This window comes from Ruegeria sp. HKCCD7255 (assembly GCF_013031565.1).
Lineage (GTDB): Bacteria > Pseudomonadota > Alphaproteobacteria > Rhodobacterales > Rhodobacteraceae > Ruegeria.
In genome coordinates, this window is sequence record NZ_WQAG01000008.1 from 139,332 (window position 1) to 155,757 (window position 16,426).

Here is a 16,426-nt window from a genome sequence, read left to right on the forward strand (position 1 = left end):
TGATTTATTTATTGGTCGATATATAAATACCCACAAACAACAGGTGTCAAGGAATATATATTGATCGATACAAAAAAAGTCGGGCGACCGCGTAAATTCGACTATGAAGAGGCTTTGCTGAACGCCATGTCGGTGTTCTGGTCCAAAGGTTACGACGGTGCATCACTCAGGGATCTGACCAAAGCCATGGGCATTACCGGCCCGAGCATGTATGCCGCCTTCGGTGACAAGCGAGAGCTGTTTCTCAAGACAATTGATCAATATGCCAACGTCGATGGCTGCAAACCTGTGGTCGATTTCGAGGCCGAAGAAGATATCGAAAAAGCGGTGCGTGGTTTTCTTGAAGAAGTGATCCACTATGCCACCGACAGCGGATATGGTGCCAAAGGGTGCTTTCTCGCATCCTCGGTATCGACCAATATCGGTCAGGTCGAAGGCGTAGACGAGCGGGTGCAGGCCGCCATACAGGATACCGATGAACGGCTGGCGCAACGGTTTGATCGGGAAAAGGAAAAGGGCACTCTGCCACCGGATTTCCCGTCTCTTGAACGGGCCGCGCTGCTGTACGACATCCGACAGGGATATATGTTCCGAGGACGCGCGGGCTGGAAAGCCGAAGATCTGCTGCGTGATTTGGACAACCGGGTAAAGATGATCCTCAGCCACTAAGCGAGTTGTTTACAGGTCAAGCTGCAAAAACTCTGTCTCATCCGCCGGAACGGCACAGCAGATCAGCGCTTCACCCTCTTCCAGGGGAAACTCAGGTTGTGTTGGATAGCCCACTGAACCGCGGAGCAGCCTTACGGCACAGCTGCCGCAATTGCCGCTTTTGCAGCCATAGTTCGGAGTCAGGCCCTGGGCTTCGGCCAAGTCCAGCAAGCTGCCTGATTTGGGTGTCCACTCGGCGTTGATCTTCGACTTCGCAAACCGGACCATCGCACTTGGCGGGGGTATAAAAACCTCGCGCTGTGACGGTTCCGCCCGTTGCCTCTGGATCGCAGCCGGACCAAAGGCCTCGGCCTGAATACGCGCGTCCGGCACACCCAGAGCAAGCAGCATGTCGTGGGTGGTCTGCATAAAGGCCGGTGGTCCACACAAGAAGAAATCATAGTCGGCCAATGGCAAAAGGGATTGCAGGATTTCCGGTGTCAGTCGGCCCTCGAAGTGAAAGTCGCGGCCGGCCTTTTCGTCCGGCGCCGGACGCGAGATCACCGAGACATAGCGCAACGCGCCACGCGTATCGTCCCGCAACTTGGTGAAGTCTTTGACAAACGCTCGCTCGGCCGTCGTGCGCGCCGCGTGAAACACCGTCAAAGGGCGCAAATGGCGGCGGCTGAACCCGTCTGAGACAACCTGTCGGGCCATGGAAATCAACGGCGTAATCCCCACACCCGCCCCGATCAACACCGCCGGACGCGTTTCGGCGGTATCGATGCAGAACCGACCATTCGGCGCGCGCGTGTCAATCGTGTCGCCTGGCTTGAGCGTCTCATGGAGGTATGTCGACATCGCGCCCGAGGGGGCATCGGTTTTGGCTTCCTCGCGCTTGACCGAGATCCGATAGTACCCGTCCGAGGGGGAGGAAGACAGGGTATAGGTTCGGATCACGTCACGCGTCCAGCCCTCGGGGCGGGCTCGGATCGTCAGATACTGCCCGGGCTTGGGGGTCAAAAGCCCTTTGTCATCGGCAGGTTCAAGATAGAACGAACGGATCACGCTGCTTTCATCTACAATGCGTGTCACTCGAAAGGGGCGCCACGCCTTGCGCGCGGCCTCGGCCTCTTGCGTTGCCTGGGCTTGAACCCAATCGCCGGTGAGCCTTGTATTGGGTGAAGCTTCGCCCGCGTCGAACCGAAGCGGAGAAGCCGCAACCAGACGGTGCCCGTGATCCAGGTGAAAGCGCCACGCACGCTCGGCCCCTTTGAAGGCTTCGACCTCTTGGGTCTTGTCCCAAAGCAGCTCGGCCTTGCCGGTCAGCTGGATCAGATCGCCACTGTTGAAATCGATGAATAGAAGGCCTGCCTTGGGGTTGACCAGAAAGTTGCCCAAAGTGTTGAAGGCAAAGTTCCCGATAAAATCGGGTATCGTCAGCGTATTGCCTTCGACTTTGACAAAGCCCGGATTTCCGCCGCGATGGTTGACGTCAACACCACCATTGATGCGCTGATCATCGCGTGGATTGTGGCTGGCGACGAAAAACGTCGTGGCTTTGGTGATCACGGCGCGCGCGTGATCATCCAGATCGGTGAAGGCTTGTTTTTCTACCGTCGTCGAAGTCAGTGGATCACGGGTAAAGTGCGGCTTGCGCGTGTGAATATATTGCGGACAGTTGCCATAAGACTGGACCACATCCACCACCGTGCGCCCGTCTTCTTGATGGCGTACCACCCCGTTGACGCGATTGCGCCTGCGGGTCGGCAACTCGATCCCGACATAACTGACCGGAGATCCGGCCACTGCATTCTGACCATAGGGATCGCCCTGAACGGCAGAACCCGAAATTGACAGCGTTCGGTCATCGGGCGTTGAGACAAATCCGGGGTTCCCAAACAGGATCGAAGCCCAGGGCCAACCCTTTGAATCGACGCTGCCGCCAATGAAAAAGGGAAGCTGCGCAAAGAATTCGCGGTGCTGATCCGGCATATAGGGGCGGTGGATGAAGCGCCCCATCTTCTCTTGCTTTTCCTGGCGGCCCAACCGGGAGTGCAGCTCAATCTCACCGGGGTGATAGGGTGAAACCTCTTTGTCCCAACCAGAAAGTGCCATTGCAACTGCCCCTGTTTTGAAGCGCCGGAACCAGCATGCCCGGTTCCAGCGTTTAGCTGTTAGCCAGCGGCCATCAGTTCTTCGATACGGACCATCGGCGGCAGGCCTTCGATGGCCTCAACCCGCTGAATCCACGCGTTGATCGCAGGGTATGCGGACAGGTCAAACCCGCCCTCGGTGACCCGCGCGACATAGGCATAGCAGGCCAAATCAGCAGCCGTCGGCGTGTCGCCGACCAACCAATCGCGGCCGGTCAGATGCGGCTCGAACAAGGTGCTGTACAGCGCGGTAGTTTTTGCGGCAGCGGTGTCTGCGTCCGCCGGAACGCCGAACAGCTTGATTGCACGAACCATGAACGGGCCATTCTGCACTTCGTTCACGGCCACCGACAGCCATTCCTGCACTTGCGCGCGCTTAGTCGGATCCTTGGGGAACCAGCGGCCTTCGGTGTCATATTTTTCACCGATATAGGTCATGATCGCAGTGGAGTCGCGCAAGACCAGCTCACCATCAGTCAATACAGGCACCTGCCCCAACGGGTTCAGCGCCAGAAACTCGGGCGTTTTGTGGGCCCCGGTTTTCAGGTCAACAAGCTCGAATTCATAGTCTACGCCCAGTAGTTCGATCAAAGCCTTTGCCCGGTGCGTGTTTCCCGAAAGCGGGTGTCCATAGAGTTTCATGATGCGGTCCCTGTGAGATGAGTTTCGAAACGATGCAACATGAGATAGCAAAACCCTGGCCCGCAGGTAATTGGATGATATAGATAGCAACTATGGAAGAATCTGATTACCTTGAGATTGATGGTCGTCAGTTGCGTATCCTGCTGACCATTCGGCAGGCGGGGTCGTTATCGGGCGCGGCCAAAATGCTGGATATGAACCAGTCAACTGTCAGTTATTGGCTGGATCAGATGCGCAAACGGATCGGTGACCCCCTATTTGTGCGCAGCGGCAACGGGGTTGAACCGACCATGCGCGCGCAGGAACTGTTTCCAGCCGTCGAGGCCTCTCTGCGCCATCTGCAAGAAATGTTTGAACCGCAAGACTACGACCCAGCGCAGGATCAGGGCGTTCTGCGCCTGACCGGCACCTCTGTCGAACGCGGCCTGTTCTACAACAGCCTTCTGCACCACGCGCTTGAGGTGGCACCAAGGCTTTCGGTCGAGATCTATTCCATCGGCTCGGCGTTTCAGATGTCGGAACGGCTGCGACAGAACTCGGTCGACATCGTTATCATGCCAGTGGCTGCCGAAAGCGGCGATGGAATTTTGCAACGCAAGCTTTTTACGCTTACGGATGCGGTTTACTTCGATCCCGACCACCCGTTGGAACAGGGTAATCTTGACGCTTTCTGCGAACGGCCTCAGGCCCGCGTTGCCTTTGGCCCGGATGCTGGTTTCGGGGTCGATCGCCGCTTGGCCAAGATGCATCGGTCTCGGCATGTTGCGATACAGGTCTCGGATTTCGACAGCGCGCTGGACATGATCCGCGGTACTCCGATCATCGCCACCCTGCCGCGCCAGTTGGCGACGCAAGGCCTGAACCGAGTAGATCCACCCTGGCTGCAAGAGGGGTTGGACATCGCAATGTTCTGGCATGCGCGCAACCAAACGTCATCGCGCCACAAATATTGGCGCGACACGCTTGCAGGCATCGCAGCCCGGTTGGGCAAAATCTAAGCATCAGGCATTGGGTTCAGCGTTTCAGGATCGTCTCTAACCGCGCGGCCGCCGCCAGCAAGAAGCGGTCGTGGCCGGCGCGGGCCTCGACCATGAATCCCACCGGCAAGCCGTCGCGATCCAGCCCTGCTGGCAGTGACAGCGACGGCGCCCCCGTCAGACTGGCCAGCGAGGTGTTGCGAATAACAGTCGGAAAGGTTGGCTGCGGACCTTGATCGGTTTCGATTGTCTCATCTTCGCCAATCAGCGGAGGCTGAACCGGCACCGTGGGCATGGCAATCAGGTCCAGGCTTTCGCGATCAAACAGATCGGCATAGGCAGACCTTAGCCGCGCTAGCCCCCCACCAGCATGCGCCGCTGCAAAGGGCTCGGCCGTTGGCTCCAACAGATCGGGAAGCGCGGAAAACACGCCGCGCACATCGGGACTGCCAATCGTTTCCGCAAATTCGGTCAGGGATTTACCCAACCGGTTCTGACAGAAATCAGTCCAGACCCGATGGGCTTCGTTTACCACAATGGCTTGCCCCATCTGTTGTTCAAGCCCGTCGAACACGGTGTCGCTTAGGGTGACAAACTGGGCCAGCCCGGCGGCTTCAAGCGCGGTGACCGCCTGTTCGAACCGCGCGTCTACTGCGTTCGACAGCCCTGCGTGCCGGTAGATCAGCCCGATCCGTAAAGGACGGTCGATGCCCGGTGTTTCACTGTCATCCGGTACGATCAGGCCATCGACTTCCTGCAGGTCAGCCACACAGGACGCAATCGGGCCAACGGTATCCCGCGTGGTGCTGAGCGTCAGGACACCGCCGTCAGGATATCGCCCGACGCTGGGCCGGAAGCCGACCACACCACAAAACGCAGCCGGAATACGGGTTGATCCACCGGTATCGGTCCCAAGCGCAAAGGGGATCAGCCCCCGTGCCACCGCAGCCGCACTGCCCCCCGAGGACCCGCCAGCCACGCGCGTGGGATCAAAGGGCGTCGAGACCGCTCCGAAATGCGCATTGTTCGACGTGATGCCAAAGGCCAGCTCGTGCAGGTTCAGCTTGAAGGGAACGTAAGCTCCTGCTGCTTTCAGCCGCGCGACCGGGGGCGCATCGACCTCAGGAAGGTTTTCCAACAAACCGGGCGAGCCACCAGTTGTCGGAAACGGCAGACAGTCGATATTGTCTTTGACACCAAACGGGATCCCCGCCAGCGGCCCTTGGGCCAGCAATGCTGCTGCATCCGAGGTGGCGATCACCGCGTTACCCTCAGCCGCACGTGCCGTCTTTAGAACCTTGTCGTACAGCGCCTGCGCACCCAGCATGTCGCGCAGATGGCGCGCCTTGGCCAAGGGCATCACGCTTTCGGCAAGGTCAAATCCTGTTTGGTCTGACGTCATCGTTGGTTCTCCCTGATGCTTATTGTGGGCGGTTGGATCGCCTCCGAAACATGGCCCCTCCTCTAAGGACTGTTCGTTATTACGGAACGATTTCCACCGGAGAGGAAAGAAACACCCATGTTCTGGGTGTTTCTTTGATAGCCTTAGCTGGTCGGAACAAAACGGTAGGCACTTGCGTCCTTTTCGACAAAGCCGATACCGGGTGTCGACAGATGGCTTCCTGCTATTCTGATCTTGTCCGTGGCAGCCTGATCCAGAATGGATTTGCGGGTCTGGGCGGCGACAGCCTTGTCAAACTCAAGCGCCCAGCCTGCGTCGGGATTTGCGAAATGCACCTTGTCCGACACGATCGCGTCACCGATCAACATGATCTGTTCCGACCCCAAGGTCAGCATTACAGCACTGTGTCCCGGGGTGTGGCCTGGCGTCGGCAAAAGAACGACGCCTTCGCCCAGATCGGCCTCGGCCTTGTGGGTCACCACATTCTCTTTCACGATCGAACTGACCAGTTGTGCGGCGTTGACCATCGGTTTCATCTGATCAGGCACTGAGGCGGGCAGGTCTTCGTTGTTCCAGAAGTTCCAATCCGCCTCGGACAGGTGGACCGAGGCATTAGAAAAGACAGGAGTTCCGCCTGCGACCAACCCTCCGATATGGTCGATATGCATGTGGCTGATCACAATATCCGTGACCTCGTCGGCTGCAATTCCCGCTGCCTTGAGATCAGCGTGTAATTGTCCAACCATCGGGAATTGCTGCGAGATATAGTGATCGCTTCCCGAACCCGCATCGAACAAGAACACGCGGTCTCCACTCCGATAGGCATAGGTATTGGCCGCAAGCTGAACGGTCTCACCCAATGCAGCCGCATCAGCCTCGGCCAGTCCTGTAAAAAGCACAGGAGGGACCGTCAGCGAGCCATCCGACAACGCAGTCAGCGTCGCGTTGCCGATCGCCACATCGGAAAACGCTTGTACCCGACCAGCAGCAAGCATGGCTGCCGAAGCCGTGAGCCCGGCCAGAGTCTGGCGACGGTTGAGCGACGCATGATTCATGGTGAATTCCTTTCAAGTCGTGTTGATTTCGGGCACAGCGACCAGTCTTTCAGGTCGCCCCTGCCCCGTCTGGATGTGCAATCAGTGGAATGCAGAACGGTTTCCCATTTCGCCGTCAGGACAGCGAAATGACCTCGCGGATGATCTGCCAACGTCCGTCTTCCAGCACCAGATCAATCGACAGCGTGATGATCTGTGTTCCGTCCGTCAGATTGACCTTTCGGCTGATCACGACATGCCCGCGCTCTTCGTCGGCCTCGACTACATGGTATTTTGCCCAGGTCTGAGGTTCCGCCGCTTCATTCGTTTTTGCGATCACTTGCGCCTTGAACTGATCTTTGTTCGCGCGTTGAACCTCACATCCGGGCGCCAGCATGAAAATATCCATGTCGTCGTGATAAATGCGATCAAGGACCGAGAAATCGTTGGAGCTGGCACCTTCGATTAGCTGCTCGATAGTTTTGCGCACTTCTTTTGCTTGCGGTGAATCTGGTGACATGCCGGGCTTCCTTACTGATTGGACCGCTCTATTCCTCGAGACGGCCATCGTTTTGACGCGACCCAGGCGGTGCAAAACCACCAGATCTTCCGGTCGCTATTTGTATAACGTTCGATACAAAAATATAGGCGGCGTTTTTTGTGTCAATATTTTATTTCAATCGGTAGAAATATAAAATGGCGGTAGCTCTTGTTTCGAAACGTCAGCCACCCGACGCACCCAAGGATCTAAACCCCAACCCTACAAGTCTTCAAAAGACGTATCCTCACCGGACAGCATCAAATCCAACGTCTCACTCAGTGCAGACTGCTGCGCGGCCGTAAGCTTTTTGGTGAAATGATCCTGCGTGCTTTCGACAAGCGGCAAACACTTCGTAACGCTGTCCATTCCTTGTTTGGTGACTGTAAGCTTCCGGGACCGTCCGTCTGAATTTATCAAAGCACGTTCGATCAAACGACGCTCGGTAAGCCCCTTGAGAAGACGCGAGACAGCCGGCCGCGTTATGCCAATGTGATCGGCCAGTTCTGAAGGTGAATCATACCCCTCCAACGCAACGCCGGACAGGATGCACCATTCTAGCCTGGTGACCCCATGCTCTCGCAAACTGAACTCGAGCCTTGTCTGCATCATCTTCGATAGCCGACTAAGCCGAAACCCCAGACGTTCTTGTAATTTATAGTCTTTCGCCATTTTTCAATTTCATTGTCACCCAGAAACATGCCCATGATACGGGCCCAAAAAGCTTAGTGCAAATATTTTCTTGATTTAATTGTTTACGTTGATAACTATGACTGCCAGCAACTTGCAGCTGGGAGAAGAACATGAAGCATCCACTATTGGCGATGGCATTTGCAGCATTGGTTCCTGTAACGGCTGCCGCAAGTGAACTGTCTCTTGCCTATTTCATGGGCCCAAAACACCCGATGAACGCAGGCTATTTCACGCCCATGGGCGAAATGCTGGAAGAGGTGAGCAATGGGGAACTGACGGTCAGACAATTTCCCGGTGGCGCGCTGAACCAGAGCCCGCCAAAGCAATATTCCCTGTTGCTGGACGGAACCGCCGATATGGCGTTCTTGCTGCCCAGTTTTACCAACAAACTGTTCCCCAAGACCGCCGTGATCGGGTTGCCCGGTATCTGTGTGGACGCGATCAGCTGCACGACGGCCATCAACAAGGCCCGCCCCGAGCTTGAAACGGAATACAACGCCAAAATCATTGGTCTTTGGGCCAACTCACCGCCGGTGCTGATCACACGGGACAAGCCCGTTCGCACGGTTGATGACCTGAAAGGGATGACCATTCGGGTGGTCGACCCGACCAGCACGCCGTTTCTGGAAGCTCTCGGCGCTTCTCCGGTTGCTTTGCCGGTCAGCGAGATCAACCAGGCGCTGGCCAACGGAGTGGTTGACGGCGTCATGATCGACCCAGCAGGGATCGGCTCGTTCAAGCTGCACGAAGCAGGAAATTACGTCACCACCGACATCCCCGGTGGCGCATCTTCGTTTGCGGTGGCCATGTCTGCGGCAGTTTTCGACGGGTTGAGCGACTCGGAAAAGGCCGCGGTAGAAAAGGTCGCGACCTCAGAGCTTTCGGCCCAGGCCGGTGCAACCTATGCCAAAATCTCCGACAAGGGTATGGCGCTTGCTGAAGAGTCGGGGCTAGAGATCATCGACATCGGCGATGAAGAACGCGCCAAGATGCAAGCCGTGATCGACGCGGTACTGCCCGAGCTGTTGGCTCAGCCTGCCGGGGACAAGACCGTGGGCGACATCATGACATTGATGGTCCAGGACTGATCCGATGAAGGGCCGATCACATAGCTTTCACACTTCGGCCCAGCGTTGGCTGGACCGGCTTTCTTATGTGTTTGTCCTGATCGGCTCGGTCGGAGTGCTGCTTTTGATGACCCTGACTGTGGTTGGGGTCATCTGGCGCTACATTTTGGTTGATCCGATCTTTGGGCTTCAGGATCTGTCATCCATGACGGCGGCGATTGTGGCTGCGGCGGCAGTCGCCTTTGGGGCCACCCAGAACAACCATATCACCGTCAACATCATGCCCAAACATTTCGGTCGCAAGGTTCGGCGTTGGACCGATCTGATCGCGCGCGGGGTCGGAGTTATCATCCTGATCCTGGCGGCCAGCGAGCTGATAAAAAAGGGAAACTGCGGACTGGCCTGCGGCAATGTCACGGGCAACCTGACGATCCCGCACGCTCCGTTCTATTACGCGCTGGCCATCGCATTGGGTTTCTTTGCCCTGACGCTGCTGGTTCAGATCGCACGCGGGCTGGTCCATTGGGCCGGTGAAGACCCAAATGAGGTTGCAGAATAATGGACCTGACGACGATTGCCGCACTTGGGTTCATCACCCTTCTGCTTTTGCTATACATCAGAACCCCGGTGGGCATCGCCATGATGGTGGTGGGCACAGCGGGCATCTGGCTGATCCGCCCCCAAGCCGCCCTGCCCTCGCTGGCGCGCGAGATCTTCAGTGAGGCCACCAGCTATCCCCTCACGATCATCCCGCTCTTTGTTCTGATGGGCAATCTGGCAGGGGTCTCTGGCCTCAGCCGGGATCTCTATACCGCCGCCCACAATTGGTTGGGCAGGTTCCGTGGCGGGCTGGCATCGGCTGCGGTGGTCGGCTGCGCGGGGTTTTCGGCGCTCTCTGGCTCAAGCCTGGCCTCTGCCATGACCATGGGCCGCGTGTCCCTGCCTGAAATGCGCCGGTTTGGCTATCACGACGGGCTGGCCACCGGTTCGATCGCTGCAGGCGGTACTCTGGGGATCCTCATCCCGCCCTCTGCCGGTTTTGTCGTCTATGCGATTCTGACCGAAGAAAGCATTGGTCGGTTGTTCATGGCCGGTGTCTTGCCCGGGCTGATGCTGACTCTGTTTTTTATCATCGCCATCTGGATCGTCGTCCGTATGGACCCGTCGAAAGCGCCGTCACTTTCCGAAGATGTGGACCGCCGGGAAAAATGGGTCTCGCTTGGACGCGCCAGTGTCATGGTCGGGATCATCCTGCTGACCGTTGGCGGCATCTATGGCGGAGCGTTCTCAGCAGTCGAAGCCGCAGGGATCGGCGCTGCGCTGACCCTTGTTGTCACGGCCCTGCGCGGGAAATGCACCTTGCAAGCGATGAACGAGGTCTTCAGCTCGACCCTGCGGGCAACGGGATCGGTTTACCTGATCTTGTTCGGGGCCTTCATCTTCAAGACCTTTGTCGGTTTCACGTCCATCACCTTTGTCCTATCCTCCTGGGTCGAGGCGCAGGGCTTCACCGGGCTTCACGTCGTGATTGCGTTTCTGGTGATGTTCATCATCCTGGGCATGTTCCTGGACGGATTTGCCATGCTGGTGCTGTCCATTCCGGTGGTTCAACCTATCCTTGAGCCGCTGGGTGTGGATATGATCCTGTTTGGCGTTCTGGCTGTTATCGCGCTTGAGATGGGGCTGATCTCACCGCCCGTCGGGGTGAATGTCTTTATCGTAAAGGGAATTGCCCGCGACGTTCCGATGGCAACAATTTTCCGTGGCATCTGGCCGTTTTGGTTCGCAATGCTTATGGCAATTGTCGTAATCCTGGCAGTGCCCGATATCGCGCTGATGCTGCCCAATACAATGTTCAACTAAGGCCCATAGCCAATGACTTTGCGCTTTTTCTCAAACAAACACCGCCCGGTTCACATGGGTCCTTACCCGACCGAGTTGCTGGCGCGGGCCACCGGCGCCCCCGATCTGGGGTCTGTGCCAGAGGCGCAGCATCTATCTTATGCGCGTCCATCTGATCCAAGGTCGATCGTGAACGCGATGCGCGAACACCAGGCGATGCTGGACGCGATCCGCGACGGGCTGATCAACAAGGCGGTGGCCGAGACCCCAAGTGATCTGCAAGAGCGCGCGGATCATTTGAAATCCTTTGGCTATTTCGCGGATGCCGCTGTGGTCGGCACTTGCCTTTTGCCGCCCGAGGCAGTGCTGGAACACCCCCATCAGAACCCCGACGTTGCGCGGCTGGCGCATGACCTGAAAACGCGTCAGACCAAAACTCTGGCCGCTGGCATCGACATGATCATGGCAGATCTGAAAGAGTCGATGGAGGCTCCGCCGACCAGTATCGACGGCCACACCCACTGTCTGGTGTTTCTCTATGAAAACCCGCGCGACCCAGATCAGGATGAGGTCGGCACTGGCTGGATCAAGGATGCGCAGGCCCATCGGGCGGGACTTTTGGCGTCTGAAACCGCCGTTGTGCTGGCCAATTATCTGCGTCTTCTGGGCTTTGACGCGCGTGGCCATACGGTGTCCAGCTCGGACGTCGATCTGAACAAACTGGCGGTTCAGGCCGGTCTGGCAACAGTCGAAGATGGCGTTCTTGCGCACCCTTACGTAGGCGCGCGCTTTGGCCTTGCCGCCGTCACCACCACGTTCGAATTTGCGCCTGACGCCCCGCTGGCCCCGCGCTCGGAACAGCCCGCATCCGCCTTTGGCACCGCCTGGAAATTTGGCACTGCATCGGCGAAAAACGCGATGAACGCCGTTCCTTTTGCCAAACGGCGTTTTGTCGACGGGGCGCACCCGTTTGAAAATCTCAAACGGGTCGACGAACCCACCACCTATATCGACGAAGAAAACGTAGCCCGCGTGCCCAAACGCGCCGACATGTTCGCCCGCGCGCAGTTCGGCGATATGGGCAAAAAGGTGCAAGAAGCTGCCACCGGCGGGCTTTATGTGCGCAAAGCCGCGCCATCCATGGCACAACGGCGAGCCCTGGGAGCGTTTGTGTTGTTGCAAGACGGTGAACCTGCGCCGGAAAAGCTCACGCTCGACCCGCAAGAGGCCGCCGATCTGGTCAAGGCGACCAGCTATTGGCTGGGCATCGACGCGGTTGGCATTTCACGCTGTCCCGATTGGGCCTGGTACAGCCATGACGCGCGCGGCGAGGTGCTGAACCCGCCCCATGATCAATCGATCAACATGATCATCGATCAGGGCTATGAGACGATGGAAGGCTCCTCCGGCGATGACTGGATCGCGGTGGTTCAATCCATGCGCGCCTATCTACGGTTTTCGCTACTTGGTGGTGTCATTGCCAAGCAGATCCGCAACCTGGGATATGAGGCCAAGGCCCATACGGTGATGGATGGCGAGGTGTTGCAGCCGCCGCTGTTGCTGCTGTCTGGTCTGGGTGAGGTCAGCCGTATCGGTGAGGTCATCCTGAACCCCTATCTGGGCCCCCGGCTGAAATCGGGCACGGTGACCACGACGCTGCCAATGGCCCATGACAAGCCGATTGATTTTGGGCTGCAAACCTTCTGCGAAAGCTGCAACAAATGCGCGCGCGAATGCCCCTCGGGCGCGATCACGGCCGGGCCCAAGACCATGTTCAACGGCTATGAGATCTGGAAATCCGACAGCCAGAAATGCGCCACCTATCGCGTCACCACGCCAGGTGGCGCCATGTGCGGGCGTTGCATGAAGACCTGCCCGTGGAACCTTGAGGGCATCTTCAAGGAACGCCCCTTCCGCTGGGCGGCAATGAATGTGCCAAAACTGGCACCGGCGCTGGCCAAGCTGGATGACTATGTCGACAATGGTACGCTTAATCCCGTCAAGAAATGGTGGTGGGATCTGGAGATTCAGGAGGATGGCGGTTACCGCCCCACCAAAGAGCCCACCAACCAACGCGCACTGCAAAAAGATCTGGATCTGAAATTCGAAGATCAGACGCTTGCGGTTTATCCCGCACCGCTGGCACCGCATCCCCACCCCTATCCGTTCAACATGGACCGCGAGGCGGGAATCGAGGCCTATAAGGCGATGGTCTCGGTTCAGGAATACAAGGACCGCCGCGCCCAGGGGGATGACAGTGTCATTCACAAATACACCGCCGATGGCGAAAGCCCTGTGATCCCCGCAATCATCACCAAGGCCGAAGCCACGGCAAATGGGGTGATGAAATACGAATTCACCCCGGTCGATGGCGGAGTGCTGCCCGAATGGCAGGCCGGTGCGCATCTGGACATCGTGGTCGCGCCCGAATTCCTGCGCCAGTATTCGATGTCGGGTGACCCTGCTGACCGGACGAAATACCAGATCGCGGTGCTGCGCGAGGATGAGGGGCGCGGGGGCTCGAAGCTGATGCACCGCATCTTCACCGAGGGTCGCCGGGTCTTTATCTCACACCCGATCAACCATTTCCCGCTGGAACCTACGGCCACCAAAACGATCCTGATGGGGGGCGGGATCGGCATCACCCCGATGATCGCAATGGCGCATGAGCTTTCTGCCAAAGGGGCTGATTTCGAGCTGCATTATTCAGGCCGCTCTCGTGAGACCATGGGTCTGCTTGAGGATATCGAAGGGTTTGAATGGCGCGACCGGGTCAAGCTGCATGTCAGTGATGAAGGCACGCGGGCCGATCTGGATCGGATCATGGCCGGGTACCAGCCCGGCTGGCATGTCTATACCTGCGGCGCTGACCGCTATATGACCAGCGTGCTGGAGGCAGCTGAACGCGCGGGCTTCCCGGAAGAGGCGCGGCATCTGGAATATTTCTCGGTCCCCGAAGCGCCCGATTACGTCAATCACGACTTTACGCTCAAGCTGGCCCGCAGTGGCAAAGAATTCCACATACCAGCCGACAAGACAGCCACCGACGTTCTGGTTGAGGCCGGCATCCCCATCGACGTGAAATGCAGCGACGGTATCTGCGGTGTCTGCAAATGCGGCCTGGTGTCAGGCGAAGTCGAGCACCGTGATTTCGTGCTGTCCAAAGCGCAGCGAGAGGGTTCGATCATTCTGTGTCAGAGCCGCACAGCCGAGGCTGACGGGGTAATCGAAATCGATCTGTGACTCACTGCATCTTCTGCTGTTCAACCCGGTAGGCGCGTGGCGACACCCCGTAGGTTTCCTTGAACAGACGGGACAAATGCTGCGCGTTGGGCATGCCCCATCTGAGTGCGATTTCCGTGACCGACATGCGGAGAAGTCTTGGATCAGCCAGGTCCAAGGCAATGGCCTCGAGCCGCGCCGCTCGGATGAAACCGGCGATCGACTGACCCTCGCGCGCAAACACGCGCGACAGGTTGCGAGCCGACATCCCCATGGCCCGGGCTACGCTATCCCGGCTCAGATCGTGGTCGCGCAAATTGGCCTTCACATAGGCTTTGGCGCGGTTCAGCAATAGTTGCTCGGGCCGACTGAGTTCGAGAGACGACGGTGCCAAGGATGACAGGCCAGTGGCCACGTAATCTATCATCAAATCCCGCATGTGCTGTTGTACGAGCTCCGATTGTTCGGCCACAAGATCGGCGCTTTGGCGTATTTGCGACGACAGCATACCGCCCAACCCATCTGTGGACTGAATACGTCGCGCTGTCAGCAGATCTGCCTGTGGCAACCGGGCGAGCATGGCAGAACGCGGAACCTGCAGGATCAGCTGATCAACCGTTGTTTCACAGCGGATTTCATAAGGTTCAATGGTCGAATAGGCCGCAAAATCGCCCGCTGCCAAAACCGCCTCGCGCCCAGCTTGCACCACCGCCCCAGTTCCGGACAGCTGCAGGCTGATCATGAAATAGGCGTCACGATCACGTCCAATCTCGGACTTGCTGCGCCTGACATGCTGCGGGCTGCCCGACACCCGCGACAGGTTCAGACGCGGCAACCGCGTCAAACTGATCTGGCCATGAAACTCTGAACGGTTTGGGGTCATGCAAGTGATCGGCAAATAGGCATCACAGATGACATCGCGCCAGAAATCAAAACGCTGATCCGGCCGAATGCTTTCCGTACTGTAGATATGCGTCTCTGACGGCATCCCGCCCCCGCGTTTGGATAAAACGAAGATAGTTTCAAAACGAAATAATTGCAAAGGTCTTGTAATTTCGGGCCAGCATTGTCCCAAATTCACAAGTTTTTTGGCCCATGCAGCTAAGAAGAACCGCAAGATTCCTGCCAGCCTCACTGTCAGAAAAAAGAACAGGGAGACTATCATGTCCGGACATGGACCTCTTGGAAAAATCGTAAAAGTTGCTTCGGTACAGGCCGCGCCTGTTTTACTTGACCTCGACGCAGGTGTGGAAAAGGCCATTGGTCTGATCGATGAAGCTGGCAAGGCGGGGGTTGAGCTGATCAACTTCCCCGAAACCTGTTTGCCTGGCTACCCTTGGTGGATTTGGTTCAACCCGCCTGCGATCAATATGCAGTTCGCAGCGCCCTACTTCCAGAACGCAATCGTTGCCGGCAGCGAACAGGATCTCAAACTGCGCGCGGCAGCGCGGCGCAACAACATCCATGTTGTCATCGGCGTCTCAGAACGCGAGGGCGGCAGCCTTTATATGGCGCAATGGCACTATGGCCCCGAAGGTGAGGTTATCTCGCGTCGGCGCAAGCTAAAGCCGACACATGTGGAACGCTCGGTCTTTGGCGAAGGCGACGGCAGCGACATGTTCGTGAACCAGACCGAGCTGGGCAATGTGGGCGCGCTGTGTTGCTGGGAAAACCTGCAGCCGCTCAGCAAATACGCGATGTTCAGTCAGAACGAGGAAATCCACTGCGCGGCTTGGCCGGCCTTTAGCCTCTACGCCAAATTGTCCAAGGCCTTCAGCCCCGAAGTCAGCGTGAACGTCAACCAGATCTATGCGGTGGAAGGTCAGTGTTTTGTTCTGGCTTCTTGTTCCGTGATTGATCAGCCGATCTATGATCTGTTGGTCAAGAACGAGATGCATGAGAAATTTGTCGAAGTTGGAGGCGGGTACTCACGGATATTTGGACCCAACGGTGCTGAATTCGGCGAAAACCTGGCACATGATGCCGAAGGCCTGGTCATCGCCGATATCGACCTTGGCCTGATCTCGCATTCCAAAACAGCAGCCGACCCGGCCGGCCACTATGCCCGCCCAGATGCGCTGGCGCTGATGCACAACAAAAACCCCCGGCGTCCGGTGATCGGAATGGGCCAGGCAACGGCTGAAAACGGTCAGGTTCCGTCAAAGGGTTCAGCCCCCGCAACCGACCTTGAAGCCGCAGAGTAAG

At 57.7% G+C, this 16,426-nt stretch carries 14 protein-coding genes; 7 read left to right on the forward strand and 7 right to left on the reverse strand.

The annotated features are described in order from the left end of the window. The first annotated feature begins 60 nt into the window (after positions 1-60). Positions 61-669 carry a TetR/AcrR family transcriptional regulator gene (locus GOX45_RS15435; protein WP_217350479.1) on the forward strand — a complete coding sequence of 203 codons (609 nt, stop codon included), beginning with the start codon at positions 61-63 and terminating at the stop codon, positions 667-669. Positions 670-678: 9 nt separating this feature from the next. Here GOX45_RS15435 and GOX45_RS15440 read toward each other — a convergent pair whose 3' ends face one another. Both GOX45_RS15440 and GOX45_RS15445 read right to left on the reverse strand, forming a co-directional pair. Then, on the reverse strand, positions 679-2,766 hold the full coding sequence (locus GOX45_RS15440; protein ID WP_171102044.1) for a pyridoxamine 5'-phosphate oxidase family protein: 2,088 nt from the start codon (positions 2,764-2,766) through the stop codon (positions 679-681). A gap of 59 nt (positions 2,767-2,825) precedes the next feature. Further along, entirely contained in the window at positions 2,826-3,446 is a 621-nt protein-coding gene (locus GOX45_RS15445) for a glutathione S-transferase family protein (RefSeq protein WP_171102045.1), read from the reverse strand. Positions 3,447-3,538: 92 nt separating this feature from the next. Here GOX45_RS15445 and GOX45_RS15450 point away from each other — a divergent pair, with 92 nt between their 5' ends. Then, positions 3,539-4,444 carry a LysR family transcriptional regulator gene (locus tag GOX45_RS15450; RefSeq protein WP_171102046.1) on the forward strand — a complete coding sequence of 302 codons (906 nt, stop codon included), beginning with the start codon at positions 3,539-3,541 and terminating at the stop codon, positions 4,442-4,444. Positions 4,445-4,460: 16 nt separating this feature from the next. On the opposite strand, the gene GOX45_RS15455 is transcribed toward GOX45_RS15450, so the two are convergent. From GOX45_RS15455 to GOX45_RS15470, 4 genes are all read right to left on the reverse strand, one after another. Then, the gene (locus GOX45_RS15455; protein ID WP_171102047.1) at positions 4,461-5,825 is read right to left on the reverse strand and encodes an amidase family protein; all 1,365 of its coding nucleotides are present in this window, start codon (positions 5,823-5,825) and stop codon (positions 4,461-4,463) included. A gap of 143 nt (positions 5,826-5,968) precedes the next feature. Beyond that, positions 5,969-6,880 carry an MBL fold metallo-hydrolase gene (locus GOX45_RS15460; protein ID WP_171102048.1) on the reverse strand — a complete coding sequence of 304 codons (912 nt, stop codon included), beginning with the start codon at positions 6,878-6,880 and terminating at the stop codon, positions 5,969-5,971. A 115-nt stretch (positions 6,881-6,995) separates the two neighbouring features. Next, positions 6,996-7,379, reverse strand: a complete 384-nt coding sequence (locus GOX45_RS15465) for a nuclear transport factor 2 family protein (RefSeq protein WP_171102049.1) — start codon at positions 7,377-7,379, stop codon at positions 6,996-6,998. A gap of 240 nt (positions 7,380-7,619) precedes the next feature. Beyond that, on the reverse strand, positions 7,620-8,069 hold the full coding sequence (locus GOX45_RS15470; protein ID WP_171102050.1) for a MarR family winged helix-turn-helix transcriptional regulator: 450 nt from the start codon (positions 8,067-8,069) through the stop codon (positions 7,620-7,622). 131 nt (positions 8,070-8,200) lie between these two features. On the opposite strand from GOX45_RS15470, the gene GOX45_RS15475 reads away from it, so the two are divergent. The 4 genes from GOX45_RS15475 to GOX45_RS15490 are packed head-to-tail and all read left to right on the forward strand — an operon-like array spanning position 8,201 to position 14,242. Next, entirely contained in the window at positions 8,201-9,178 is a 978-nt protein-coding gene (locus GOX45_RS15475) for a TRAP transporter substrate-binding protein (RefSeq protein WP_171102051.1), read from the forward strand. Positions 9,179-9,182: 4 nt separating this feature from the next. Beyond that, on the forward strand, positions 9,183-9,716 hold the full coding sequence (locus GOX45_RS15480) for a TRAP transporter small permease (protein WP_171102052.1): 534 nt from the start codon (positions 9,183-9,185) through the stop codon (positions 9,714-9,716). Continuing rightward, positions 9,716-11,020: a TRAP transporter large permease gene (locus tag GOX45_RS15485; protein ID WP_171102053.1), complete on the forward strand. Its 1,305-nt coding sequence runs from the start codon at positions 9,716-9,718 to the stop codon at positions 11,018-11,020. The genes GOX45_RS15480 and GOX45_RS15485 overlap by 1 nt, the downstream gene beginning before the upstream one ends. Before the next feature lie 12 nt (positions 11,021-11,032). Continuing rightward, positions 11,033-14,242, forward strand: coding sequence for a 2Fe-2S iron-sulfur cluster-binding protein (locus GOX45_RS15490; RefSeq protein WP_171102054.1), 3,210 nt, complete (start codon positions 11,033-11,035; stop codon positions 14,240-14,242). A 1-nt stretch (position 14,243) separates the two neighbouring features. On the opposite strand, the gene GOX45_RS15495 is transcribed toward GOX45_RS15490, so the two are convergent. Then, positions 14,244-15,209: a helix-turn-helix domain-containing protein gene (locus GOX45_RS15495; protein ID WP_171102055.1), complete on the reverse strand. Its 966-nt coding sequence runs from the start codon at positions 15,207-15,209 to the stop codon at positions 14,244-14,246. Between the two features lie 175 nt (positions 15,210-15,384). Here GOX45_RS15495 and GOX45_RS15500 point away from each other — a divergent pair, with 175 nt between their 5' ends. Further along, positions 15,385-16,425 carry a carbon-nitrogen hydrolase family protein gene (locus GOX45_RS15500; RefSeq protein WP_171102056.1) on the forward strand — a complete coding sequence of 347 codons (1,041 nt, stop codon included), beginning with the start codon at positions 15,385-15,387 and terminating at the stop codon, positions 16,423-16,425. Position 16,426 lies beyond the last annotated feature (1 nt).

Coding starts and splice junctions, on each gene's coding strand:
- GOX45_RS15440 (WP_171102044.1), bottom strand. CDS start 2,766: ATGGCACTTTCTGGTTGGGACAAAGAGGTTTCACCCTATCACCCCGGT.
- GOX45_RS15445 (WP_171102045.1), bottom strand. CDS start 3,446: ATGAAACTCTATGGACACCCGCTTTCGGGAAACACGCACCGGGCAAAG.
- GOX45_RS15450 (WP_171102046.1), top strand. CDS start 3,539: ATGGAAGAATCTGATTACCTTGAGATTGATGGTCGTCAGTTGCGTATC.
- GOX45_RS15455 (WP_171102047.1), bottom strand. CDS start 5,825: ATGACGTCAGACCAAACAGGATTTGACCTTGCCGAAAGCGTGATGCCC.
- GOX45_RS15460 (WP_171102048.1), bottom strand. CDS start 6,880: ATGAATCATGCGTCGCTCAACCGTCGCCAGACTCTGGCCGGGCTCACG.
- GOX45_RS15465 (WP_171102049.1), bottom strand. CDS start 7,379: ATGTCACCAGATTCACCGCAAGCAAAAGAAGTGCGCAAAACTATCGAG.
- GOX45_RS15470 (WP_171102050.1), bottom strand. CDS start 8,069: ATGGCGAAAGACTATAAATTACAAGAACGTCTGGGGTTTCGGCTTAGT.
- GOX45_RS15475 (WP_171102051.1), top strand. CDS start 8,201: ATGAAGCATCCACTATTGGCGATGGCATTTGCAGCATTGGTTCCTGTA.
- GOX45_RS15480 (WP_171102052.1), top strand. CDS start 9,183: ATGAAGGGCCGATCACATAGCTTTCACACTTCGGCCCAGCGTTGGCTG.
- GOX45_RS15485 (WP_171102053.1), top strand. CDS start 9,716: ATGGACCTGACGACGATTGCCGCACTTGGGTTCATCACCCTTCTGCTT.
- GOX45_RS15490 (WP_171102054.1), top strand. CDS start 11,033: ATGACTTTGCGCTTTTTCTCAAACAAACACCGCCCGGTTCACATGGGT.
- GOX45_RS15495 (WP_171102055.1), bottom strand. CDS start 15,209: ATGCCGTCAGAGACGCATATCTACAGTACGGAAAGCATTCGGCCGGAT.
- GOX45_RS15500 (WP_171102056.1), top strand. CDS start 15,385: ATGTCCGGACATGGACCTCTTGGAAAAATCGTAAAAGTTGCTTCGGTA.